The following is a 23,818-nucleotide window of genomic DNA, read 5'->3' as shown; positions in this document are numbered from 1 at the left end:
CTCCCTGAAACAGATCGGGCTGCCATAATCAAGCAGCCCGTCTGAATTCTTTTCGGTGATCGAAGCGGTTAAGGCTTCGGCGCGTCCTGCGCCGGCGTATCGACCGCCTTCGGTTGCGACTGCTTTTGGATCATGGCTTGCCGCTCGTCGATCGCCTTCTTGATTTCCGGATCGACGACATCGACTTTCGCGCCCGACCGCAGCGAGACGGCTGTTTGCTGCGCTTTGCGGAGCAGCAGCGACTGGATGATGCGATCCTTGACGATCTCAAATGCGGGCGGCTGCTTTACGCGGCGATCCTCTAGCTTGACGAGATGCCAGCCGAACTGGGTCTTCACCGGGTCCGAAACCTCGCCCTTCTTGAGCTTGAAGACGACTTCTTCGAACTGCGGCACCATCTGCCCGTGGCCAAAGTAACCGAGGTTGCCGCCATCGTCTTTCGAGCCCGGATCTTTCGAGTTTTCTTTGGCGAGCTGGGCAAAGTCGGCGCCCTTGTCGATTTTTTCCTTCAAAGCTTTGGCTTCTGCTTCGGTATCGACAAGAATATGCCGTGCCGATACTTCCTCTTCCGGCTTCAAAAGCTTCACTTGCTCATCGTAAATCTTGCGTGCATCGGCATCGGTCACGCCCGTCTTGATGACTTTTTCGAAATAAAGCTCACGCAACGCCCGGCGCTTCAGGTAGGTGAGGCGCGTCTGGAAATCGGCCGACTGGTCGAGCTTGTCCTTCTCGGCAGCCTCGGCAAAGAGCTGGTTGTCGATAAGGAATTCGAGCAGAGATGCCCGCTTTTGCGGCCCTGGCATCGTGCCCATATCGGAGCCGATTTCGCTTTCCGCGACCGCCAGATCGCCTTCCGTGATCGGTTTTCCGTCAATCGTTGCAATGACTTTATCTGGCGATGCCGGCGATTTGTCGTCGGCCGCGGCTGCCAGCGGCAAAGCTGCGCCTGCGAGCGCGAATGTGAAAATAGCCAGGGCAATGCGCTTCATCGGCGTTGGGCTCCGCTGTGGGTTTGAAGTCGAAATAATGGGCCGTCTCTTAAGCTCATTCAGGCACGACGGCGTAACCGCACGCGGGCGGCCAATAAGCGCGCCTCGATAGCGGCCCGGAGGCCGAAAACCAAGTTAAAAGTTGGGAGGGTGCCCGGAAATCGCCATCCTCTGCCGTCGCGCACAGAACATTGACAGTCAGGGGGGCGAGTTCTTATGTCTCCCGCTAATCGGATCGGGTCTTGAGCCCATCACGACCGCGCGTTTAGCAGCGCCGAGGGAATGTTGACGCAGGCGTGGCGGGGCACCCCTTGCCGCGCATTTTTTGCTGAATGCTGCCCGGCGCTTGAAACTGAGCCTGGTCGCGCGCCTGCGTGGCCAACACGAATTTTGTAGGGACGGAACTTAAAGATGCTCTCGTTCGGTGGTCTCGCTTCGAAAATTTTTGGCTCTTCCAACGAGCGGAGGGTCAAAGGCTTTCGCTCGCGAGTCGCGGCGATCAACGCCCTCGAACCGGAGCTGCAAAATCTTTCGGACGAGGAGCTTCGCGCCCGCACCGAAATGTTCCGTAAGCAGCTTGCCGAAGGCGCATCACTCGACGATCTTCTGGTCCCCGCGTTTGCAACGGTTCGCGAAGCTGCCAAACGAACGCTCGGTCAGCGCCACTTCGACGTTCAGCTGATCGGCGGCATGGTGCTTCACCAGGGCGACATCGCTGAGATGAAGACCGGTGAAGGTAAGACGCTCGTCGCGACTGCCCCGGTTTATCTCAATGCCTTGGCCGGAAAGGGCGTGCACGTCGTCACTGTCAACGATTACCTCGCCAAGCGCGACGCTGACTGGATGGGGCAGGTCTATCGCTTCCTCGGGCTTACTGTCGGTGTCATCATCCATGACATGTCGGACGAGGATCGCAAGGCCGCTTACGCCTGCGATGTGACGTACGCCACCAACAACGAACTCGGCTTCGATTATCTTCGTGACAACATGAAGATGAACTATTCCGAGATGGTTCAGCGCGGCCATGGCTACGCCATTGTCGACGAAGTCGACTCGATCCTGATCGACGAAGCCCGCACGCCGCTGATCATCTCCGGCCCGCTCGAAGACCGCGCCGATCTTTATCAGTCGATCGACGAGCTGATGAAGCTCCTAGTGCCCGAAGACTTCGAGCTCGATGAAAAGCAGCGCCAGGTTTCCTTTACGGAAGCCGGTAACGAAAAGATGGAGCGTGCGCTCGAAGACGCGGGCCTGCTCAAAGGCTCGCTCTACGACATCGACAACGTCACGCTCGTCCACCATCTCACGCAGGCGCTCAAAGCCCACAAGCTGTTCCAGCGCGACAAGGATTACATCGTCAAAGGCGGCCAGGTCGTCATCATCGACGAATTCACCGGCCGCATGATGCCGGGCCGCCGTTACTCGGAAGGTCTGCATCAGGCGCTCGAAGCCAAGGAGCACGTCGAGGTCCAGCCCGAGAACCAGACGCTGGCGTCGATCACCTTCCAGAACTACTTCCGCCTCTACAAGAAGCTCGCCGGCATGACCGGCACGGCGATGACGGAAGCCTCCGAATTCCTCGACATCTACGGCCTCGAAGTCATCGAGATCCCGACCAACCTTCCGGTCAGCCGTCTCGACGAGGACGACGAGATCTATCGCACGCAGCGCGAGAAGCTCGCAGCGATCGTCCAATCCATCGCCGAAGCCATGAGCCGCGGCCAGCCGATTCTCGTCGGTACGACGTCGATCGAGCGCTCCGAGCAGCTTTCAGAGCTTCTGAAAGACAAGAAGTACATCAAGGGTCTCGCCAAGCAGCTGGAGGAGCAGGCCGCCAGCCTGAAGCCGGGCAAGGAAGAAGAGCTGCGCAAGCACTTCACCGATATGGCGGCGCTGCTGACGAGGCTCGTCAACGACGCCAAGGGCAACGAGTATCCCATTCCGCATCAGGTGTTGAATGCTCGCTATCACGAGCAGGAAGCTAACATCGTTGCGCAAGCCGGCCAGCCCGGCGCCGTCACGATCGCCACCAACATGGCCGGTCGCGGCACCGACATTCAGCTCGGCGGCAATGCCGAATTCCGGCTTCGCGATTGGATCGCCGAGGAAATGGCGAAAGGCACGCCGCCGGATGAATCGGCGATCTCGGCGAAGCGCGATGAGCTTGTCGCCGACGTTGCCGACAAGAAGAAAAAAGCACTTGAAGCGGGCGGCCTCTACGTCCTTGCGACCGAGCGCCATGAAAGCCGCCGCATCGATAATCAGTTGCGCGGCCGCTCGGGCCGTCAGGGCGACCCTGGACGTTCGAAGTTCTATCTTGCGCTCGATGACGATCTGATGCGCATCTTCGGCTCCCAGCGCATGGACAAGGTGCTGCAGACGCTCGGCCTCAAAGAAGGCGAGGCGATCACGCACCCTTGGATGAACAAGTCGCTCGAAACCGCGCAGAAAAAGGTTGAGCAGCGCAACTTCGACATCCGCAAGCAGATCCTGAAATATGACGACGTGATGAATGACCAGCGCAAGGTCATCTTCGAGCAACGTCTCGACATCATGGGCCAAGAGGACGTTTCAGAAACCGTACACGAAATGCGCAACGAGCTGATCGACGTGCTTGTTACGCGCTTCATCCCGCCGGCCGCCTACGCCGAGCAGTGGGACGTGAAGGGCCTCATCGAGCAGGTCAACGCCATCTACGGCATTGAGCTTCCGATCGAAGCCTGGGCCGCCGAGGAAGGCATTGCCGACGAAGAAATCCGCGAGCGCATCAAGGCCGCGGTTGACGCCAAGGTTGAGGCCAAGACCCAGGAGATGGGGCCGGAGCTTTATCGTCAAATCGAAAAGATGGTTCTGCTGCAGACGCTCGATCATCTCTGGCGCGAGCATCTCGTTACGCTTGAGCATTTGCGCCAAGTAATTGGCTTCCGCGCTTACGGCCAGCGCGATCCGCTGAACGAGTACAAATCTGAAGCGTTCATCCTCTTCGAGAACATGCTTGGCCACCTGCGCGAAAACGTGACGGGTCAGCTCATGCACGTCGAGTTGGCGCCGCCCGAAGACCAGCCGATGCTGCAGCCATACGAACTGCCGCCGATGGAAGCGCACCACATGGATGCATCGTCGGGTTATGACGATTTCGTCGAGCGCGATCCTGAGCTGGCGATGGCCGACGCCGCGATTGCAGGCGCCCGTGCCCGTCGCGATACGCTGCCTGAGCCTGAGAAGCGCGCCCCGCTCCAGAGCCGCCGCAGCGATGGCGCAGTCGATCCGAACGATCCCGCCACCTGGGGCCGCGTCTCGCGCAATGCGCTCTGCCCGTGCGGCTCAGGCAAGAAATACAAGCACTGCCACGGCAAGATGGACTGACGAGCAATCTCTTTTTGCGAGATAGCTCGCCTAGGGCGGCGATGCGATATGAGAGTTTAGCGCGCGTCGTCACCGGGTGATCGAAGGATCGCCCGATGTTTGCGGAGGCGATCCGCTTTTTCTGCGCGCAGCGGTCCGTCGCCGTCTTCGCCCTTCATGAGCTGGATAAAGATCACGACGGCGGCGGCAACCTGGAAGCCCAGAACGATCTGCAAGGGGAGCAAGTTCATCGGCGTCTCTCCGTTTGTGTCAAACAAACGGCGGGCGAGGCACCGTGTTCCGGAGAGGGACACGAATGGCTGTGGACAAACAACGCGCAGGAATCCGCCCAAGACTGAATTACCAGGGCTAAATTAATTGGCTCCTAGTGAAGCCGAGGAGTTTTGAAGGGAAAGTGGGCTAGCCTTTTTCAGCTAGCCCATTTGCTGTTTAGGTCCCGAAGATCAGTGGCCATTCGTCTTCGCGGCGGCCTTCTCGGGAGCCTCGCTGGCCTCGCCATGGTGTCCGCCAGCGATGCGGTCGGAAAGGGCGAGCAGAACGCTCGAGACGACGAACACCAAGTGGATGATGACCAGCCACATCAGCTCTTTTTCGCGCTCGGGCGTGACCGTGCCGAGCGACATGAACTGACGCAGAAGCTGGACAGCAGAAATCGCCACGATCGACGACAGCATCTTGAGCTTCAATGCTGAGAAGTCGATGGTGCCCATCCATTCCGGGCGATCGTCGTGGTTGGAGTGATCCATCCGTGAGACAAAGTTCTCGTAGCCGGAAAAGATCACGATAATCAGCAGCGACCCCGTCAGCGTCAGATCGACGAGCGTCAGCAGTCCAAGAATGACGTCGGATTCTGTTGACGTGAACGCACTCTCGGCGAGGTGCAGCAGCTCCATCAAAAATTTGATGAGCAGCACGAACAGCGAAATGGCTAAGCCGAAATAGAACGGTGCAAGCAGCCAGCGCGCGCTGAATAGCATGTTCTCCATAAATATCTCGACGCGCTTCGCGACGCTCTTTTCAGCCATGCGTATAGTCCTCGCTCCTGTGTCATCCGGTGCACAACGTGTGCGGCAAATGCTCATCGCACCCATTATGCAATGGTTATAAAGGCCAAGTAAGGCTTCAGGATAACGGGCGCAAGCGCTGGCCTTCGAAGCCGACTATCGGACGAGAGGCCACGAGAACATCGGTGGCGGGGTGTCGCTTTCGAGGCTCGTCTGGATTTGCGGGATAGGCGCCGACTTTGACGCGGCCGCTGGCGTCACGAGTTTCGGCAGCGCGGCCGTCGGCGGCGGAACACCGTTGAGCCATTGGTCCTGTTCTCGGATGGACGCCAGCGTCGGCTCGCAGACGTCGAGCGGACCGGGAAGGGCGCCAGGAGGCGTCTCACTGAAAATGTAGCGCCCGCTACACACACCGACCGACGGCGGCCGATGGGTCCGTTCGAACAGGTCGTAGCCGTCCTTGAGGTTGTTCCAGAACGCTTTCCACGGCGAGCCGCTTTGCGCGATCATGTTCTCGTTCGTCATGCGGAACGGCAGCACATGCACCGGCACGAGCGTCTCTCCCGCGTCGATTGCCGCGAGCGTCAGCTGATGAATTTCTTCCGACACCGGATTCGTCATCGCAAAGCAGCCAACCGACGAGCATCCGCCGTGAATGAGGATGTCCGAGCCCGTGCGCGCCTGCGATTGGTCGAGGATGTTCGGATATCCGATGTCGATGGAAATCGGCCAGCGGCCGACATGACGAGCTTGTGAGCGCGAGACGGTGTAGAACCCTTCCGGCGCCTGCCGGTCGCCATCGCTCAATTTCGGCCCGAGCGTTCCCGACCAGTGGCAGATGGGATAGGTCGCAAACAGGATGAAGGGGCCATCCTTGCCCGTCTGCTTCCAGATCTCCAGTTCGGACTCGGCCTTGAAGATGCGGATCATGATGGAAGACGCAAGCGTCACGCCTTTGTCGCGCAGGCGTTCCTGCAGCACCGCGACGTTGGGCGTTCCGGGCAACGGCAACGCACCGGTCGCCGCAGCACGCTGGCGCTCGACCCGGTCGGGGGCAACGTCCTTAAGCTCGATTGTCAGCGCGTAAGCGTGCTGAACGCCGGCGAGGCAGAGCACCATCGCCGCGACAAGCCTGAGACGCGATAAATCGAACGACACCATAGAATTTGCGACCGGCTGACTCCTGCGCGAGCCGCACACTATCGCCGGTCAAGCGCGATTCTAAGTGACTTTGTGCAACACTCGGCCCGAGAAGTGAGGCTATATACAGCTAGCTTTTAGCCTGCTCGGCTGTGCACTTGTCATCAATCGAATCATCCCCAGTCGAGCCGGCATCGCCGGGCGCGAACCGATAGGCGCCGTTGCAGACACTCACCTTCGGCGGCTGCCCGTCTGCTTGGAATAGGTCATTTCCTTCTTTCAGGTTTTTCCAAAACGCGATGTTCGGATTGCCCGCATACCGCGCCATCGCCTCATCAGACATCCGGAATGGATAAACCTGTACCTGAAAGCGTTTTTGCCCGTTCTGCAGCGCCGCAGTGACGAGTTGCCAGATTTCCTGCATCTGCGCGTTCGTCATCGCAAAGCAGCCGATGGACGCGCAGCCGCCGTGCACCATGATGAACGAACCCGTGCGTCCGTGCGACCGATCGAAGGCGTTCGGATAGCCGAGATTGAACGAGCGATACCAACGGCTGTTCGGATTGAGAGCCGTCTGGTCGACGGTATAAAATCCTTCCGGCGCCTGTACGTCGCCTTCGCGATGTTTCGGTCCGATCCGCCCCGACCACCGGCAGATCGGATAGGTCGCAAAGCGACGGAAAGCGCCGTCGCGCTGCATCCAAAGTTCCAGCTCGAATTCGCTCTTGAAGATCCGGATTAGGATCGGCGCGCCTTCTTTGACGCCGGCCTTCGCCAGCCGTTCCGGTAATTGCGGAAGATCGGGCTCGCCAGGCAGCGGCAGGCCAAGGCTCCACCGCGTCAACCGCAGGCTGCGTTCATAGGCGATTAGCGCTCGGTCGCCGTCCGGCAGTTTCGGCAGCCACGACGGCATCGTCGCGAATGCAGCGATCCCTGCCGCGAACAACGCCGCGACGAACAGAAAGATTTTCAAGGCACGTCTTTTGCGGGGCTTCTGCAACGTTGGCTCGCTTAACGTTTGGGACCGTTATCGAATGCCTCGCTGAGGCTCAGTTTGCGTTGGCGACCGGCGCCGTAACGGCGGCTGCCTGTGTGCTCTGACGCGCTTTCGCCTTGTTGATATCGGCCAGCGTCGGCTCGTTGTCGGGATCGGTAATCCCTTTCAACTTGTTACCATGCGCAACGTCAACCCCGCCAGGTTCCGGCAGCGGCTTGAACGCCGTCACGATTGGCCGTGCGAGCGGCGGGCAAGGGCCGGCCGGATCGGGACGGTTTCGCGACACCGCATCGACGACATAGCGCCGTTCGCAAACTGTGATGGCGGGCGGAATCCGGTACTTCTCGAAATAGTCGTAGCCCTGCTTCATGGTCTTCCAGAAGCCGTACCACTTGTTGTGCTTTTCTTTCGCCATCCGCGCGTCCGTCATCCGGAACGGATAAGCATGGAGCTGGAAGCTTGGCTGCCCGGCTTTCAAGGCTTCGCGCGTCAGTCCGTAAATCTCTTCCATCAACGCGTCGGTCATGGCGTAGCAGCCCGCCGACCGGCAATTGCCATGCACCATGACGGAATCACCCGTCCGGCCCCACGACTTGTCGTAGGCGTTCGGATAGCCAAGGTTGAACGACAGATAATACTTAGAGTTCGGATTCATCAGGGCCGGTGTGATGGTATAGAAGCCCTCCGGCGCTTGCCGGTCGGCATAACGCTCCTTCGGCCCGATCGCGCCCGACCAATTGCAGATCGGATAGGTCTTGAAATGGTAAAAGCGCCCGTCGTCGCGCTGCTTCCAGACCTCAAGCTCTGACTCTTCCTTGAAAACCCGGATGAAAACCGGCGAGCCCGGCTGCATTCCTTTTTTCGCGAGAAGCGCCAGCGTCTCCTTGGATAGCGGCACGTCGGCGGGCGGCGGGATCGTTGGTGTATTCGAGCACGCGCTAAGCGTCACGGTGGCGATGACAATCGCCAGCCGCACAACCATCCGTAGCGCCGAACCGATGCTGGTCCCCACCAATGCCCCGTTCCCGTTCCGATTGACGTCCCCGCCGTTGCAGCCGGGCGGACTATGCGCACAAAGAACTCGAACGCCTTAGTGAGATTTGAACGATGGTCAGTCAACTCAAGTATCGTGTCGAAATGCGGCGTGCTGGGGGCGCCGCACCGGCGTTGCCCAATAGCCTCACAAACTAGCGGCCGATCGACAGAAAGCGGTCGTGGCGCTGGGCGCGAATATCGTCGGACGACTTTCCGTCGAACTCCGAGAGCATCCGCGCAATGGCATTGCCGGTCGAGATGATCACCGATTCGCGGTCGCGATGCGCCCCGCCGGTCGGTTCTTTCACGATGGCATCGATGACGCCCAATTGGTCGAGGTCCTGCGCCGTGATCTTCATATTGGTCGCGGCTTCTTCTTTTTTGTTGCTGTCGCGCCAGATGATCGATGCCGCGCCTTCCGGCGAGATGACGGAATAGATCGCGTGCTCCAGCATCAGGATCCGGTTCGCCGTCGCAATGGCAATCGCGCCGCCCGAACCGCCCTCGCCGACGATGACGGCGACGATCGGCACGCCGAGCCGCAGGCAGCATTCTGTCGAACGCGCGATGGCTTCCGCTTGGCCGCGCTCTTCGGCGCCGATACCGGGATAGGCGCCTGGCGTATCGACGAACGTGATGATCGGCAGGTTGAATCGGTCTGCGAGTTCCATTAACCGCACGGCCTTGCGATAGCCCTCAGGCCGCGCCATGCCGAAGTTGTGCTTGATACGCTGTTCGGTATCGGCGCCCTTCTCGTGTCCAAGCACTACAACCGAACGGTTGCGGAATTTGCCGATGCCGCCGACGATGGCTTCGTCCTCGGCGAAATAGCGATCACCTGCGAGCGGTGTGAAATCTTCGATGAGGCCGCCGATGAAATCGAGCGCGTGCGGCCGTTCCGGATGGCGCGCAACGAGCGTCTTCTGCCACGGCGTCAGCTTCGCATAGGTATCAGCGAGCGCTGCTTTCGCTTTTTGCTCGAGCTTCGTGATCTCGTCCGTGATCTGCGGACCCTTGCCGTCCGTCTGCAAGGCCTTCAGTTCGGCAACCTTGTTTTCGAGCTCAAGAATGGGCTTCTCGAAATCGAGATAGGTACGCAATGCGGTGGTGGCGTTCACTGAAAGCTTTCCTGACTGTGCAACTGAAGCGTGCGGCCTAGCCGCTTCACGCGCGACATTCGCCATGGCTGGCTTCGGGTGTCAAGGCGACAGACCTTCCCGACCGCTGTCTAGGCGTAACCAGCGTTGTGAATGCTTAACTTTCGCCTTCCGAGAGCCGCCTGACAATAGGCGCAACGGCGAACATAAGGGCCGCCGCTGCTGCAACCAAGCCGGCCTGCGCCAGGAACGAAAGCGCGAGCGCATCCGGGTCGCTGGTCGTGAAGGCGCCACCGATGTCGCCCGCGATTTTATCGCCGAATGCCGTCGCAAGGAACCAGAGCCCGAGCACCTGTCCGGACATTTTCTGCGGCGCAATCCGCGTCATCGTCGAAAGTCCGACCGGGCTCAGCATCAGCTCGCCGACCGTAAATAGGAAATAGAGACCGAGCAGCCACATCGGCGACACGCGCCCGTCGGCGGCATAGTTGGCGGCCGGAACCATCAGCAGGAAAGACGCGGCAAGAAACGTTAGTCCAAGCCCGAATTTGACGGGCGACGACGGCTGATGCGCGCCAAGCCGCATCCAGAGCGCCGCGACGAACGGTGTCAGCATAATGACGAAGATCGGGTTAGCGGATTGAAACCAGGACGACGGGAAGGGCATGCCGATGAATTCGTTGCGCGTCAGCGTATCGGCAAAAAGCGAGAGCGTCGTCCCGGCCTGCTCGAAAATTGCCCAGAAAATCATGGCGGCGAGAAAGTAGACGCCGACTGCGGCCATGCGATGCGCATCGGCGTTCTGACGTGTCGCACCGTAAGCAATGCCGACCAGCGGAATGATGATGAAGAACCAGCGGAGCCAGCGGAAGCCATTCACATCGGAAAGAAACGCCAGTGCTAGCAAGCCGAGGGTTACAGCCGCCATATAACCCGCCTGCTGGCGGAAAGAGGATGATGTTTCACTGGCGACCACGCCGGGGTCTTTGAGATGGCGCATGTTCCGCGCAAACAGAACCATCGAGATGGTCATGCCGACGCCGGCAGCACCAAAGCCCCAATGCCAGCTTTGCGTCGGGTCGAAACCCATCGCCGAAAGCCAGTCCTTGAAGACGCTGCTCTGGGCCAGAAAGCCGGTGACGAGCGGAGCCAGGAACGCGCCGACGTTGATGCCCATATAGAACAGCGAGAACCCCGCATCGCGGCGGTCATCGTCGCGGCTGTAGAGCGCGCCGACGAGGGCCGAGATGTTCGGCTTGAAAAGCCCCGTTCCGATCGCGATAAGCGCCAGGCCGATATAGAACGTCGTCAGCGATGGCCACGCCAGCGCGTAATGCCCGGCTGCGATCGTCGTCCCCCCGATCAGCACGGAACGCTTCGCCCCGATGATGCGGTCGGCGATAAAGCCGCCGGGCAAAGCCAGCAGATAGACCGCCATGCCGTACGTGCCGTAGATGCTTCCGGCTGATGGCGTCGGGAAGCCGAGGCCGCCTTGCGAAACCGGCGCGACCATGAACAGCACGAGCAGGGCGCGCATGCCGTAATAGGAAAAACGCTCCCACAACTCAGTAAAATAGAGGGTTGAGAGCCCCTGTGGATGTGAACTAAGTCCAAGCCACGAGCCGCGCGCGGCCGGTAGGATTGATGCCAGAAATCCGGCGGGAGCGCCCTGGTTGTTATGCGACGACATCAAGCGCCTTTCGCAACGCTCGTCATTGTGCCGGTTCGCTCAGGGGGCGCCGCGGCGACCAAGGTCGGCATCGGTCTTCGAATGGCCGGACGGAATTTTCTGATGTCCATCGGTCCGCTCCCGTTCGCAAAATAGCACCCTCGCTTTGCTCGTGCCCCCCGTGCGTGGCGCCGCGATCCCGTTATGGCGGCGTCAAGCACGTTCGCGCGCGCCGACGTCTGGAAACGCCGCGGCAGGACGCGATCAGCGTTTATAGAAGATCTGCGCGCGATCGCTACGGTTGATACCAGTGGCGAAAAACGTGTCGCGGGTTTCGACGCTGACGCAGCGGCACGATGGCAGGTCCGGTCGAGGCGGCTCACTAGCGTCTCCCATGCGGTCGGCGCTTTAAGGCATTAGAGCCCTGGCGCGCTACGTCTTGTTCTTGGCGAGCGGGTGATGCGCATTGACGAGCGCCTTCAGTCGCTCTTGCAACACATGCGTATAGATCTCCGTGGTCGAAATGTCAGCATGGCCGAGCAGTTGCTGAACCGCGCGCAGATCCGCGCCGCGGTCGAGCAGATGGCTGGCGAACGCGTGGCGCAGGACATGAGGCGAAACGCGTTCGGGCGCGATATCCGCCGCGATGGCCACATCTTTCAGGTCCTGTGCGAAACCTTGCCGCGTCACATGTCCAAGCGCCGCCTTCGAAGGAAACAGCCATTCCGAATTATCGAACCGGCCGGATACGCCGAGGAAGGCGTCCAGCGCTTCGCGCGCGGTGGCGTTCAAGGGCACCATCCGTTCTCGTCCGCCTTTACCCTTGATGGTCAGAACGCGCGTATCGCCGCGAAGCACGCTTCGCGGCAGGCCAACAAGCTCCGAGACGCGCATTCCGGTCGCGTAAAGAAGCTCAAACAGGCAGTGAAACCGCAGTGCGCGAAATAAGGCATGCCCTTCCAAGCCCTCGCATTGCCTTTGCGAGGTCTCCAGCAGTCTGTCGACCTCGGCGATGCTCAGGACCTTCGGCAGCGCGCGCTGTTTCTTGGGGCCTTGCAGTCCGGATGTCGGATCGAGTGCAATAGCGTCTTCCGCCAGAAGAAACCGATAGAATTGCTTGATGGCCGAAAGCCGCCGCGCCCGCGACGTCGGCGCTTGCCCTTCGCTGGCCAGATGGCCGAGATAGGCTTGAACGTCGTCCGAGGTCGCATGCCTCGGCATAACACCCCGGCCCGGCAAGAAACTGAGGAAGCCTTCAAGATCGGCGGCATAAGCCTCAATCGTGTTGGGTGAAGCGCCGCGCTCGGCCGACAGCATCGCGAGAAAATCCGCGACGTCGGTATCGCGCCCGGTCGCAGACGTCATGGCCGCCCTCAATTCGTCTCGGTACGCGGCCATGTCGGCAGCAGGGCTTCGAGCCCGAGGCGGCGCGCGTCGGCCTCAAGTCCGGCGCACTTCAACGCCCGGATGCTGTCGCCGAGCGCGATCAAGTTGGCATCCGCCGCGCCGTTCGGGCCGAGCGCCTTCATGACGAGCAGCACCGTATGGCCGAATTCCTGTTTCTTCGAAGCGATCTGCAACTCGGTCAGCACGCCGGTTTCGGGAAGATAGCCGCCCGTCGGCTGTGAAATCGTATTTGCTGCCTGCCAGAGGGGAATGGGCACGAGATAATCGAGCGCTTCCATGACGGTCGTCAGCCGGTAGAGCGCCGCGGGTGGAAACCGTCCGTTGGCTGCGTAATTTTCCAGCGCGGAGAAGCTTTGTCCCCGGTTCGGATCGTGCGGATCGGCAATGTCGATCAGCGCACGCCAATGGCCGAGGCCCGGTCCTCCTGATTGATCCGCGATTTGTATCCAGTTGCGCGACATGTCGAAATGGCCAGACGCCAAGCCGATTTCGACGCCGGTTTCGGCAAACCAGCTCACTTCCGGAGCCGGTTGCAAATCTGCGGTCGCTTGGGCAATCATTTTTGCGCCGATCATGCCGAGGCCTTCGTGCTTCATGTCATCCAGGAAAGCACGGATGAGCCGCGCTTTGCGCGCGGGCGTCCGCTCGTCTTCGGCGGCCTTGAACAGTGCAGCACGCCTGGCGACGCCTTGCGGACCTCGGCCGGATAGCAAGTCGTCGGGCGGCACCCTTTGGGCGTTGACGCGATAGATCCCCGCCAGCATTTGCGGCGTCAGCGCATTGAGACGCGCCGCCGCTTCAGTTGCCGGGAATCCGAGGTCGACGGGGGTTGAATGATCGGTAGCCAGCGCCACGAGCAGAGCTGGCTCGCCCTTTTCCAACACGAGTTTGTGCGGTAGGCCGCCGACCTTTTCGGCAATCCGATAGTCAAGCAGCGTGATTTGTTTGACTTGCGTGTAGCGCGGCTTGGACCCGATCGAGAATGCATCGAGCGCTTCGAGGCCGGGCGATGTCTCGACGCCTTCCTCACGCGCCATGTCGGCCGCCAGTCCCGCCGCCGACTTGTCGCCTTGAGATTCGGAGCAATACCCAGCCATCAGGATGACTTGGCCTTTGAGGCGCGCCGGGATCGCACCTTTTAACTTGGCCGATTGCGCAACCAGTTGGCATGCCTTGTCCGGATGCCCGGCCGCCAGCTCGTTGCGGGCTTCGAGCGACACCAGCAGCGGATTGTCTCCCGGCGGTTGCTTGGCGATTTCGGCCGCGGCGGCGCGCGCCAAGCCCGAGCGGTAAAGCGCTTCGAGCCGGAGCGCCATAAAGTTAGAGTTCGAGCCATCGCCCGACGGCGACGTAATGAGCCTTTTCCAGAGATCGTGCAGAACGGGCGAGCGCGGCGGAATTTCAATCGTCGCGATCAGCTTTTCCAACGCGGCGACGTCCATGCCTCCCCAAAGCTCGTACGGCAGTCCTGAGCCGTCGTTCGACATCACGGGAGCGAGACTGCCCTTGTCCACGGCCGGTGGAATAGCATCGCGCATCACCGAATTGCCTGAACCCGAGCCAGACGACCGGCTTGGGCTGGACGGGAAGCCGGGCATGGAACCGGAATTTCCCCCGCCACCCGAGGACCGCGACCACATATCGTCGTCCCCGCCGCCAGAGGGCGAGCCCAGCGGCTGCAGATAGCTGCGCTTATCGGGTGGAGGTGAATAAGCGTCGTCGTGCGCCGGCTTTTTCCGGCTGCTCGTCGCTGGCGCGGCATAGGAATCGTCTTGTGCGCTTGCCGGCAGCGCCGCGGCGGCAATAGCGATTGGCAAACAACCGGCGAGCACAACGCTGCGCGCCGCCGCTATCGTCTTTCGGTGTGTATGCACCATGGCTCTACCGCCGGATTTTCACGTCTGGCACGGGCTTGCTGATCATCTGCTGCTCCGGCTCGAAGCGTGTCGCGAGCACATAGAGACCGCCGAAAACCGCAGCCGCGAATGCGCAAAGTACGAACAATAGCCGGAAAAGGCTCGGCATTTCTTTACCCCGTTCCGGCCTTTTAGGTGAGCACCCTTGATGGCGTGATTATGACTCGGATTGGCATTTTAACGGAACCCCCCTTGCGTCGAAACGGCGTCGGTTTCCGATCCACGGCAGGCCTGAAGTATGGTTCCAATTTGCGAACGATTTTGGTTCATGGCATGAGGGCGCGGAAATGACCTTTCCGCTACGAGACAGTCTGCCCGAAGCTAACCGATTCGCCGTTGATATCGGCGTCGAGACCCCCATGACGGAAGCGGAAGCCATAGACCTTGCGAAGAAGCGCATCGGCAAGCGCCCAATTGTGCTCGTCGGCCTTATGGGTTGCGGCAAGTCGTCGGTCGGCAAGCGCTTGGCGTTTAAGCTCAGTCTGCCGTTCGTCGACGCCGACGAAGAAATCGAGCGCGCGGCCGCCAAGACGATCAACGATATTTTCACCGACCACGGCGAAGAGCATTTCCGGGATGGCGAGCGCAAGGTCATCGCTCGCCTGCTTGGCAACGGCGCGCAGGTGCTTGCAACCGGCGGCGGTGCCTTCATTCACGCTGAAACCCGCAAACGCGTTAAGGACACCGCTTTTTCCATCTGGTTGCGTGCCGAATTGCCCGTACTGATGCGCCGTGTCATGAAGCGTGACACCCGGCCCCTGCTGCGCGGTGGCAATCCGGAAGCCACGATGCAGAAGTTGATTGAAGCGCGTTACCCGATTTATGCAGAAGCCGATATGACAGTCGAAAGCCGCGACGAACCACACGACATCATCGTCAACGAAATCATCACCCGGCTCGCGACCGGCGCAGACGGCGCGCCGCCCACGACGCTTGAGGCTAACCCCTCCAAGACCGTTCATGTCGAGCTCGGCGACCGCTCTTACGATGTTTTGATCACGCGGGGCGTTCTTCGTGACGCCGGCGCGCTCATCAAGGCGCGCTTCGGCTCCGTCAAATGCGGCGTCGTGACGGACGAGAACGTGGCGCGCCACCATCTTACGACGCTCGAAAATAGCCTCAAGGCCGAGGGTCTGTTCGCCGGTTCGGTCGTCATGAAACCGGGCGAGGCGACGAAGAGCTTTCGCAACCTCGCAGACCTGTCCGAGCGTCTCCTGGAGCTTGGCCTCGAACGCGGTGACCTTGTTGTGCCATTTGGTGGCGGTGTGATCGGCGATCTCGCGGGCTTTGCCGCCGGCATCCTGCGCCGTGGCGTCCGCTTCGTTCAGATTCCGACGTCGCTTCTCGCGCAAGTCGATAGCTCCGTTGGCGGCAAGACCGGCATCAACACGCCGCAAGGCAAGAACCTCATCGGCGTTTTCCATCAGCCGAGCCTCGTCATCGCCGATACGTCCGTGCTGACGACACTACCCGCGCGCGAGATGCGAGCCGGATACGCCGAGGTCGCCAAGTATGGCCTGCTCGGTGACGCCGAGTTCTTCTCCTGGCTTGAGGCGCATTGGCAGTCGGTCTTCGGCAACAACGGTCCGGCGTTGACGACGGCCATCGAAACGAGCGTCGCCGCCAAGGCCGCAATCGTCGCCCGCGACGAAACCGAGACCGGCGACCGCGCGCTCCTCAACCTCGGCCACACGTTCGGTCACGCATTGGAAGCCTGGACCGGCTACTCCGACCGCCTGCTGCACGGCGAAGGCGTGGCCATCGGCATGTGCATGGCTTTTCGTCTATCGGAAGAGCTGGGCCTTTGTCCTGCCGGCACCAGCGCCCGCGTCACCAACCATCTGAAAGCCGTCGGCCTACCGACGCGGATCGCCGATATTCCCGGCGGCAAGGCCGATGCTGCCGAATTGCTGCGCCTGATGGGTCAGGACAAGAAAGTTAAAGCCGGAAAGCTGACATTCATTCTTGTACGTGACATCGGTCAGGCTTTCGTCACTCGCGACGTCGCACCGGAAACCGTCCTGGACTTCCTCGGCCGGGAAATCAGTCGCTAGAGCATATTAAGTCTCTGCCCTGGATCTGTGCTAGATTACTGCCTCCCCTGGGCAGGAATAGCGGACACCATTACCCCCGATGACTGTAATCATAAGCTTTCTCGCAATCCTTTTGCTGATTGTTCTGTCGGCGTTTTTCAACGTCAGCGAGACCGCACTGACGGCAGCGTCGCGGGCACGCATGCATGCGCTCGAAGAAGACGGCAACGTTCCGGCCGCCCTCGTCAATAAGGTGCTGTCGCGCCCCGAAAAGATGATCGGCACAGTCCTGCTCGGCAATACGCTCGTTGACGTGCTGGCTGCAGCCCTTGCCTCCAACATCGCCGTGCATCTTTACGGCCAGGTCGGCGTCGCCTACGCGACAGCCATCATCACGGTCCTGATCGTGATCTTTGCTGCCGTGCTTCCGAAGACCTACGCGCTCGCATATGCCGATCGCGTCGCGCTTGTCGTTGCGCCGCCCATGCAGGGCCTGATCTACGTCCTGACGCCCTTCACCAAAGCCATCGAATTCATCGTTCGCCACATCCTGATCCTGACGCCAGGAAAGGCCGACGATGCTGCCAATATCCTTGCAGCCCACGAAGAAATTCGCGGCACGATTGATCTGCAGGCGAAGGAAGGCACCGTCGCCAAGGGTGACGCCGAAATGCTCGGCGGCGTTCTAGATTTGCGCGATCTGCAAGTCGCCGACATCATGGTTCACCGCACCAAGATGGAAACCATCGACATTGACGAGCCGCCAGCGAAAATTCTCGATCAGTTGATGCGTTCCCAATATACGCGTGTGCCGCTGTGGAAAGACGAGCCGGAGAATATCGTCGGCGTTCTGCACACCAAGGACCTTCTGTTGGCCCTGTCGCGCGACGGATGGGATCCCGACAAGCTCGATATCATGAAGTCAGCGTCCGAGCCTTGGTTCGTCCCGGACACCACGACGCTGAAAGACCAGCTCAACCAGTTTCTGAAAAAGAAGATCCAGATGGCCCTCGTTGTCGACGAATACGGCGAAGTGCAGGGCCTGATCACGCTCGAAGACATTCTGGAAGAGATCGTCGGCCAGATCACCGACGAGCACGACAATCCCGATAGCCATATCCGCATGCAATCGGACGGCACCGTCAACGTTGACGGCACCGTTGCAATTCGCGATCTCAATCGCCATTTAGATTGGGATCTTCCCGACGATGAAGCGACGACGGTTGCGGGTCTCGTGATCCACGAGGCTCAGACGATCCCGGAGCCAGGACAGGTGTTCACCTTCCACGGTTACAGGTTCGAGATTTTGCGTAAAAGCCGCAACCGGATCATGGCGATGCGCATCAAGCCGATCGCATCGGCAACCCCGCCGAATTCAGGCTCGGCGGCCACACGGCAGAGTGGCTGAAGCTTATTCAACCGTGTGAGGCAGCCGTTTTGGGGAGCGCTTCGCCCGGCGCGATGGTCGAAAGTGCAAGCGCGTGCACGCCGCCGGCAAGTTCGTCTTTGAGCAGATCATTCACAAGGCGATGCCGCTCGATGCGCGACTTGCCGGAAAACGCCTCGGAAACGACAAGAATTCTAAAATGGCTCTCGTCCGTGCCCGGAGAATTGCGATGGCTCGCGTGCAACTCGGACTCGTTGATGATGTCAAGCCGTGTCGGTTTGAGCGCGATCATAAGCTTTTCGCGAAGTCGGCCTGTAACGGACATCTTTTTCTCTCATGTGTCTTTCGTGCTGCTTTGGTGCGATGGGGCACACGGACGAAAGGGCCTATTAATGGATTGACTGCACAGTCACGACGGAAATCAAGAGTTTTCTTGCCGCCTTGTTTCGGCGCGGCCTAACCCTCATAATTCATGCAATGAAACTGGAATCAAAATACTTCGATAGCATCCGCGTCTCTTCGAAGCGCCAGACGAGCGCCAAGAAGGAAACGCACGCGCCCGTGTGTCAGTGGAAAGGTTGCGACAAGCCCGGCGTACATAGGGCGCCAAAGGGCCGAGGCCGCGACGGCGAATATTTCCAGTTCTGCGTGGATCATGTCCGCCAGTACAATCAGGACTACAACTATTTCGATGGCATGAGCGACGCCGAGGTCAGCAATTTCCGCAAAGACGCCATGACCGGCCATCGCCCGACCTGGAAGACCGGGGCCAATGCCTGGGCCCACGGCACGCGCGATGGCTCGCAAGACGCCGACGCCGCCGCCCGCGTCAAGGCAGGCACGCAGCGCATGAACCGCAAGGTTCGCTCGTCTCGGACAGCCACGGCACCGACGTTTCAACGCCAGTTGAAGCCGCTTGAGCGCAAGTCACTCAAAGTCATGGACCTCGGCGAAGATGCCAGCCGCGAAGATATCAAGTCGCGCTTCAAGGAGCTGGTGAAAATTCACCATCCTGATGCGAACGGCGGCGATAGCAGGTCTGAGGAAAAGTTGCGTGAAATCCTCCAAGCCTATAACTATTTAAAGCAATCTGGCCTGGTCTAATCCTCCGAGCCTCTGAAGCAGGTGCACCCGCCGAGGTCGCCCCTGTTCGAGGCCTTAGCGGCAGCTGGGCGATTTGATCGGGAAGCCAATGGAAATGCGCACGTCTACAAGCGCGAACGGCGCGGCTGCCGCCAATCTACCGGACATGAAGCTGTCCGTTCGCCAAGTTTTCGGGATCGATAGCGATCTTGAGGTGCCGGCCTATTCAAAGCCGGAAGACCATGTCCCGGAAATCGATCCGGATTATTTGTTCAATCGTGATGTCACCCTCGCGATCCTGGCGGGCTTCAAGCACAACCGCCGTGTGATGATCCAAGGCTATCACGGCACCGGCAAATCAACTCACATTGAGCAGGTCGCGGCGCGCCTCAACTGGCCGTGCGTGCGCGTCAACCTCGACAGCCACGTCTCGCGCATCGATCTCGTCGGCAAGGACGCCATTGTCCTGAAAGACGGTAAGCAGGTGACGGAATTCAAGGAAGGCATCCTTCCCTGGGCGCTGCAGAACAATATCGCGCTCGTGTTCGACGAATATGATGCCGGCCGCCCCGACGTCATGTTCGTCATCCAGCGCGTGCTCGAAGTCTCCGGCAAGCTGACATTGCTCGATCAGTCGAAGGTCATTCGTCCGCATCCGGCTTTCCGTCTGTTCGCGACGACGAACACGATCGGTCTGGGCGACACGTCGGGCCTCTATCACGGCACACAGCAGATCAACCAGGGCCAGATGGATCGCTGGTCGATCGTCGCCACGTTGAACTATCTTCCGCACGATGACGAAGCCCGGATCGTGCTGTCGAAGGTCAAGTCGTTCGCGAAGACGGATGCCAAGCGCAAACAAGTCTCGCACATGGTTCGCGTCGCGGACCTGACGCGTTCGGCCTTCATCAACGGCGATCTGTCCACCGTGATGAGCCCGCGTACGGTCATCACCTGGGCCGAGAACGCCGACATCTTCGGCGACATCGGCTTTGCATTCCGCGTCACCTTCCTGAACAAGTGCGATGATCTCGAAAAGCCGCTCGTTGCGGAATTCTATCAGCGCTGCTTCGGCGAAGAGCTTCCAGAAAGCACGGCCAACGTCGCGCTGAGCTAATCTCTCCTCCCCCGCGCGGGGAGGGCAAAAGAGCGACACGAAGTCCATGACGTCTCCAACCAAACGCCGGGAAGCGCCGTCCGAGCCGCTGAAACGCGTCCTCGGGCCGGCCGTGCGCGCCATCGCGGGTGATGGCGAAGTCGAAGTCGATTTCGGCCCCGGCAAGGGCGACGTGTCGGGCAAGGCCGTGCACCTGCCGGACTTGCCGCGTGCTCCATCCGCGAAAGACGTCGCGTTGGCGCGTGGCTGGGCCGATAGTCTTGCGCTGCGTATCGGCTGTCATGACGCCAAGGTTCATCGCCGCATCGCGCCGCCTGCCGGTCCCGCCCGTGCCGTCTTCGAAGCCGCCGAGCGCGCTCGCGTCGAAGGTTTGGGTTCTGCCCGCATGCCCGGCATGGCAGCCAATCTCACGGCCCGCCTCGAAGATCACTACAGTCATGGCCGCTTCCGGTCCGTTGCGACGCGCGCCGAGGCTCCGCTCGAAGACGCGCTTGCGTTGCTGATCCGTGAGCGGCTCACCGGGCAGGCTCCGCCCGCATCGACAAAGGGCCTCGTTGATGTCTGGCGCTCGGTGATTGAATCGCGCGGTGGCAAGCTTCTGAACAAGCTCGAAAGCCTGTCGGAAAATCAGGAACAGTTCGGCCGCCAGATTCGCGATCTGCTGAAGATTCTCGAAATGGCCGAGCAGAGCGACGAGCCGCAGCCGAACGACGACGAGGAAGAAAACGACGAAGGTTCGGCCGAAGGCGGCTCGGAAGATTCCGACGAGCAAAGCGAGGACGCGACCGACGGTCAGGATCAGGAAAGCGAGGAGAAGCTTTCCGAAGGTGATCTCTCCGAGACCGAGGAAACGATGGAACAGGGGTCGACCGAACCCCAAGACCTCGACGACGGCGAGATGAACGACGAAGAAACGCCTGCGCCGTGGCGTCCAAACATGACGGTCCTCGATAACCCCGAGGCCTTCGGCTACAAGGTCTTCACGCGCGCCTATGACGAAGAGGTCAGCGCCGAAGAGCTTTCGACGCCGGAAGAATTAGAGCGCCTGCGTGCCTTTCTCGACAAAGAGCTGAAAACGCTTTCAGCTGCCGTCGCCAAGCTTGCCAATAAGCTGCAGCGCCGTCTCTTGGCGCAACAAAATCGCGGCTGGGATTTCGATCTCGAAGAAGGCCAGCTCGACGCTGCGCGCTTGACGCGCATCATCACCGATCCGACCGGCGCGCTGTCATTCAAGCGTGAGCGCGACACTGATTTCCGCGATACCGTCGTGACGCTGCTGCTCGACAATTCCGGCTCGATGCGCGGCCGGCCGATCATGGTCGCAGCTTGCTGCGCCGACATTCTTGCGCGCACACTGGAGCGTTGCGGCGTCAAGGTTGAGATCCTGGGTTTCACCACCAAAGCTTGGAAGGGCGGACAATCGCGCGAGGAGTGGCTGGCGGCAGGCAAGCCGCCCGCGCCGGGCCGCCTCAACGATCTTCGCCACATCATCTACAAGACGGCGGATGCCCCGTGGCGACGCGCCAAAAACTCCCTCGCCTTGATGATGCGTGAAGGTCTTCTGAAGGAAAATATCGACGGCGAAGCATTGGCCTGGGCGCATGCTCGCCTTGTTAATCGGCCCGAGCAGCGCCGCATTCTGATGATGATCTCCGACGGCGCGCCGGTCGACGACTCGACGCTCTCGGTGAACTCAGGCAGCTACCTCGAACAACACTTGCGCCAAGTGATCCACGAGATTGAAAATCATTCGCCGGTCGAATTGATCGCCATCGGCATCGGTCATGACGTGACGCGCTATTATCAGCGCGCCGTCACCATTACCGATGCGTCGGAACTGGCCGGCGCGATGACGGAAAAACTCGTCGAGCTGTTCGATGAGCACCACGAAGCCGACAAGGCGGCCGCGACACGCCGCAAGCACGCGCGCGTTCATTGAGGGGATCGGTGGCGTCGATTTTTCTCCGACGATTTGCAGTCGCGATCGCCGTTTTAAGCGTTAGCGCGAGTTTTGTTCTGGCAGACGAGAAGCCAGATATCTCCTCGCTGAAGTCTGCACCGATCACTGTCGAAGCTCAGCCGATTTCTACGTTTTCCCGCACCGGGGAGGATCGTTCGCTCGGCAAATTGAAGTTCGTGGGCGGCCTCGTCCTGACGTCGCCGTCACCCTATTTCGGCGGCTGGTCGGGCCTGTTGCTGAGCGACGATGCGAAATCTCTTCTCGCCCTGTCCGATACCGGCGTCTGGATGACGGGCAATCTGACCTATGCAGGAATCCGCCCCTCCGGCATCGTGGACGCGCGACTGGGGCCGCTGTTGGAAAAATCCGGCCGCCCCATCCAGCGCGCCCGCGATCGCGATTCTGAATCGATCGCGCTCGAAGGTGACACCTTTCAGAATGGCTCGGTCCTCATTGGGTTCGAGGGCCATCATCGCATCGAACGCTTCAGGCTCGGCCCGAAAAATATTCAGGCGACCGGCATCGCCCTCAAGATCCCTGCCGCGGCCACGCACATGGACCAGAACAAAGGCTTCGAAGCGCTCACGATCTTGAAGGGCGGCCCGTACAAAGGCTGGCCGATTGCATTTTCGGAGCGGCTTTATGATCCGGCGCGCAATCATACCGGCTGGGTCTGGACCAAAGCTGGACCACAGACCTTCCATCTGAAAAACGTCGGCGACTTCGACATCACCGACGTTGCCAGCCTCGATGACGGCACGATCTTCGTTTTGGAGCGCCGCTTCCGCTGGCTAGAAGGCGTCAAGATGCGCCTCGTGCGCATCGCGCCCGACGCTCTCGCTCCAGGACGCACGATCGAGGGCGAAACCCTCATCGACGCCGACATGGCTGATAATATTGACAACATGGAAGGTTTAGCAGCCACACGGCTGAAGTCCGGAGAGGTGCTGCTCACCATGATCTCGGATGACAACTTCAATCACGTCATCCAGCGCACAGTGCTGCTGCAGTTTCTGTTGCAAGAATCCAGGCAAGCGAAAGCCCGGCTGCCGAACTAGGCCACCGGGCTAAAACGATCAGCAAAATTGCCTTGAAAGATTAGGCGGCCTTGGCGGCTGCCTGCACCTTCTGAATCTCGCGCTTGAGCTTCAGACAGGTCTGCGACAGCTCATCGTTGCTCGCCTTCAGCAGGAAGGCGTCGAGGCCACCGCGGTGCTCGACCGACTTCAGCGCCCGTGCCGACACGCGCAGACGGACCTTACGGCCGAGCAGGTCGCTCATCAGCGTGACATTGCACAGGTTCGGACGAAACTTGCGCTTCGTCTTGTTTTCGGCGTGGCTCCTGAGTTGGCCCGAGAGGGGCAGCGTCCCCGTCAGCTCGCAGCGCCTGGTCATAACACTCTCCTATGCCGCACCCTCAAACCGGGGCGGTCGATCGAAAACTTGCCGTCTCAGCAAAAAATAGCGCCCCGCAAGCCGAGCCTGCGGGGGTTTCGGGTGCTGTATAATTGACAGGACCGCTGCCCGTCAAGACGGGCCACGACGATTGCACTAGCTCGCCTAGTCACCCTCCCTAACCCGTCCAAAGTCCAAGAATAGTCGCAAATTCTGACTATCA

20 protein-coding genes are annotated in these 23,818 nt (G+C 60.3%); 7 read left to right on the top strand and 13 right to left on the bottom strand.

Translation table 11 applies throughout. The features are described from left to right. Positions 1–68: 68 nt before the first annotated feature. Positions 69–989 (bottom strand): peptidylprolyl isomerase, encoded by a 921-nt coding sequence (locus HYP802_RS0100490; RefSeq protein WP_013950026.1) that lies wholly within the window; start codon positions 987–989, stop codon positions 69–71. Positions 990–1,400: 411 nt separating this feature from the next. Here HYP802_RS0100490 and secA point away from each other — a divergent pair, with 411 nt between their 5' ends. Next, positions 1,401–4,355, top strand: a complete 2,955-nt coding sequence (gene secA, locus HYP802_RS0100485) for a preprotein translocase subunit SecA (RefSeq protein ID WP_013950025.1) — start codon at positions 1,401–1,403, stop codon at positions 4,353–4,355. 56 nt (positions 4,356–4,411) lie between these two features. Here secA and HYP802_RS23415 read toward each other — a convergent pair whose 3' ends face one another. The 10 genes from HYP802_RS23415 to HYP802_RS23765 all read right to left on the bottom strand — a co-directional run bounded on the left by HYP802_RS23415 (position 4,412) and on the right by HYP802_RS23765 (position 14,729). Beyond that, on the bottom strand, positions 4,412–4,585 hold the full coding sequence (locus HYP802_RS23415; RefSeq protein WP_155831084.1) for a hypothetical protein: 174 nt from the start codon (positions 4,583–4,585) through the stop codon (positions 4,412–4,414). A gap of 213 nt (positions 4,586–4,798) precedes the next feature. Continuing rightward, entirely contained in the window at positions 4,799–5,380 is a 582-nt protein-coding gene (locus HYP802_RS0100475; RefSeq protein WP_013950024.1) for a TIGR00645 family protein, read from the bottom strand. Between the two features lie 135 nt (positions 5,381–5,515). Continuing rightward, a complete protein-coding gene (locus tag HYP802_RS21970; protein WP_013950023.1) occupies positions 5,516–6,520 on the bottom strand; it encodes a L,D-transpeptidase family protein in 1,005 nt (334 codons plus the stop codon). A 109-nt stretch (positions 6,521–6,629) separates the two neighbouring features. After that, positions 6,630–7,472 carry a murein L,D-transpeptidase family protein gene (locus HYP802_RS0100465; RefSeq protein ID WP_244420938.1) on the bottom strand — a complete coding sequence of 281 codons (843 nt, stop codon included), beginning with the start codon at positions 7,470–7,472 and terminating at the stop codon, positions 6,630–6,632. Positions 7,473–7,548: 76 nt separating this feature from the next. After that, positions 7,549–8,508 carry a murein L,D-transpeptidase family protein gene (locus HYP802_RS0100460; protein ID WP_013950021.1) on the bottom strand — a complete coding sequence of 320 codons (960 nt, stop codon included), beginning with the start codon at positions 8,506–8,508 and terminating at the stop codon, positions 7,549–7,551. 175 nt (positions 8,509–8,683) lie between these two features. Next, positions 8,684–9,631 carry an acetyl-CoA carboxylase carboxyltransferase subunit alpha gene (locus tag HYP802_RS0100455; RefSeq protein ID WP_024274928.1) on the bottom strand — a complete coding sequence of 316 codons (948 nt, stop codon included), beginning with the start codon at positions 9,629–9,631 and terminating at the stop codon, positions 8,684–8,686. 154 nt (positions 9,632–9,785) lie between these two features. After that, on the bottom strand, positions 9,786–11,318 hold the full coding sequence (locus tag HYP802_RS0100450; protein WP_024274927.1) for a peptide MFS transporter: 1,533 nt from the start codon (positions 11,316–11,318) through the stop codon (positions 9,786–9,788). Between the two features lie 411 nt (positions 11,319–11,729). Then, the gene (locus HYP802_RS0100440; RefSeq protein ID WP_024274926.1) at positions 11,730–12,662 is read right to left on the bottom strand and encodes a site-specific tyrosine recombinase XerD; all 933 of its coding nucleotides are present in this window, start codon (positions 12,660–12,662) and stop codon (positions 11,730–11,732) included. 8 nt (positions 12,663–12,670) lie between these two features. Beyond that, positions 12,671–14,581 carry a hypothetical protein gene (locus HYP802_RS0100435; RefSeq protein ID WP_024274925.1) on the bottom strand — a complete coding sequence of 637 codons (1,911 nt, stop codon included), beginning with the start codon at positions 14,579–14,581 and terminating at the stop codon, positions 12,671–12,673. A 4-nt stretch (positions 14,582–14,585) separates the two neighbouring features. Next, positions 14,586–14,729, bottom strand: coding sequence for a hypothetical protein (locus tag HYP802_RS23765; RefSeq protein ID WP_172636520.1), 144 nt, complete (start codon positions 14,727–14,729; stop codon positions 14,586–14,588). A 250-nt stretch (positions 14,730–14,979) separates the two neighbouring features. Between HYP802_RS23765 and aroB the strand changes: the two genes are divergently transcribed. Beyond that, a complete protein-coding gene (gene aroB, locus HYP802_RS0100425) occupies positions 14,980–16,674 on the top strand; it encodes a 3-dehydroquinate synthase (RefSeq protein WP_081741016.1) in 1,695 nt (564 codons plus the stop codon). A 79-nt stretch (positions 16,675–16,753) separates the two neighbouring features. After that, on the top strand, positions 16,754–18,061 hold the full coding sequence (locus HYP802_RS0100420) for an HlyC/CorC family transporter (RefSeq protein WP_013950015.1): 1,308 nt from the start codon (positions 16,754–16,756) through the stop codon (positions 18,059–18,061). Positions 18,062–18,068: 7 nt separating this feature from the next. On the opposite strand, the gene HYP802_RS0100415 is transcribed toward HYP802_RS0100420, so the two are convergent. Further along, entirely contained in the window at positions 18,069–18,365 is a 297-nt protein-coding gene (locus tag HYP802_RS0100415) for a BolA family protein (protein ID WP_024274923.1), read from the bottom strand. A gap of 152 nt (positions 18,366–18,517) precedes the next feature. On the opposite strand from HYP802_RS0100415, the gene HYP802_RS0100410 reads away from it, so the two are divergent. The 4 genes from HYP802_RS0100410 (at position 18,518) to HYP802_RS0100395 (ending at position 23,258) form a co-directional block, all read left to right on the top strand. Beyond that, positions 18,518–19,144 carry a DnaJ domain-containing protein gene (locus tag HYP802_RS0100410; RefSeq protein ID WP_024274922.1) on the top strand — a complete coding sequence of 209 codons (627 nt, stop codon included), beginning with the start codon at positions 18,518–18,520 and terminating at the stop codon, positions 19,142–19,144. A 94-nt stretch (positions 19,145–19,238) separates the two neighbouring features. Next, on the top strand, positions 19,239–20,240 hold the full coding sequence (cobS, locus tag HYP802_RS0100405; RefSeq protein ID WP_024274921.1) for a cobaltochelatase subunit CobS: 1,002 nt from the start codon (positions 19,239–19,241) through the stop codon (positions 20,238–20,240). A 46-nt stretch (positions 20,241–20,286) separates the two neighbouring features. Further along, the gene (gene cobT / locus HYP802_RS0100400) at positions 20,287–22,179 is read left to right on the top strand and encodes a cobaltochelatase subunit CobT (RefSeq protein WP_013950011.1); all 1,893 of its coding nucleotides are present in this window, start codon (positions 20,287–20,289) and stop codon (positions 22,177–22,179) included. Positions 22,180–22,187: 8 nt separating this feature from the next. Continuing rightward, positions 22,188–23,258, top strand: coding sequence for an esterase-like activity of phytase family protein (locus HYP802_RS0100395; RefSeq protein ID WP_013950010.1), 1,071 nt, complete (start codon positions 22,188–22,190; stop codon positions 23,256–23,258). Between the two features lie 40 nt (positions 23,259–23,298). Here HYP802_RS0100395 and rpmB read toward each other — a convergent pair whose 3' ends face one another. Continuing rightward, a complete protein-coding gene (gene rpmB / locus HYP802_RS0100390) occupies positions 23,299–23,595 on the bottom strand; it encodes a 50S ribosomal protein L28 (protein ID WP_013950009.1) in 297 nt (98 codons plus the stop codon). Positions 23,596–23,818: the final 223 nt, after the last annotated feature.

This window comes from Hyphomicrobium sp. 802 (assembly GCF_000526135.1).
Lineage (GTDB): Bacteria > Pseudomonadota > Alphaproteobacteria > Rhizobiales > Hyphomicrobiaceae > Hyphomicrobium_B.
Note: the sequence above shows the minus strand (reverse complement) of the source record. Positions and strands in the feature narration are given on the sequence as shown.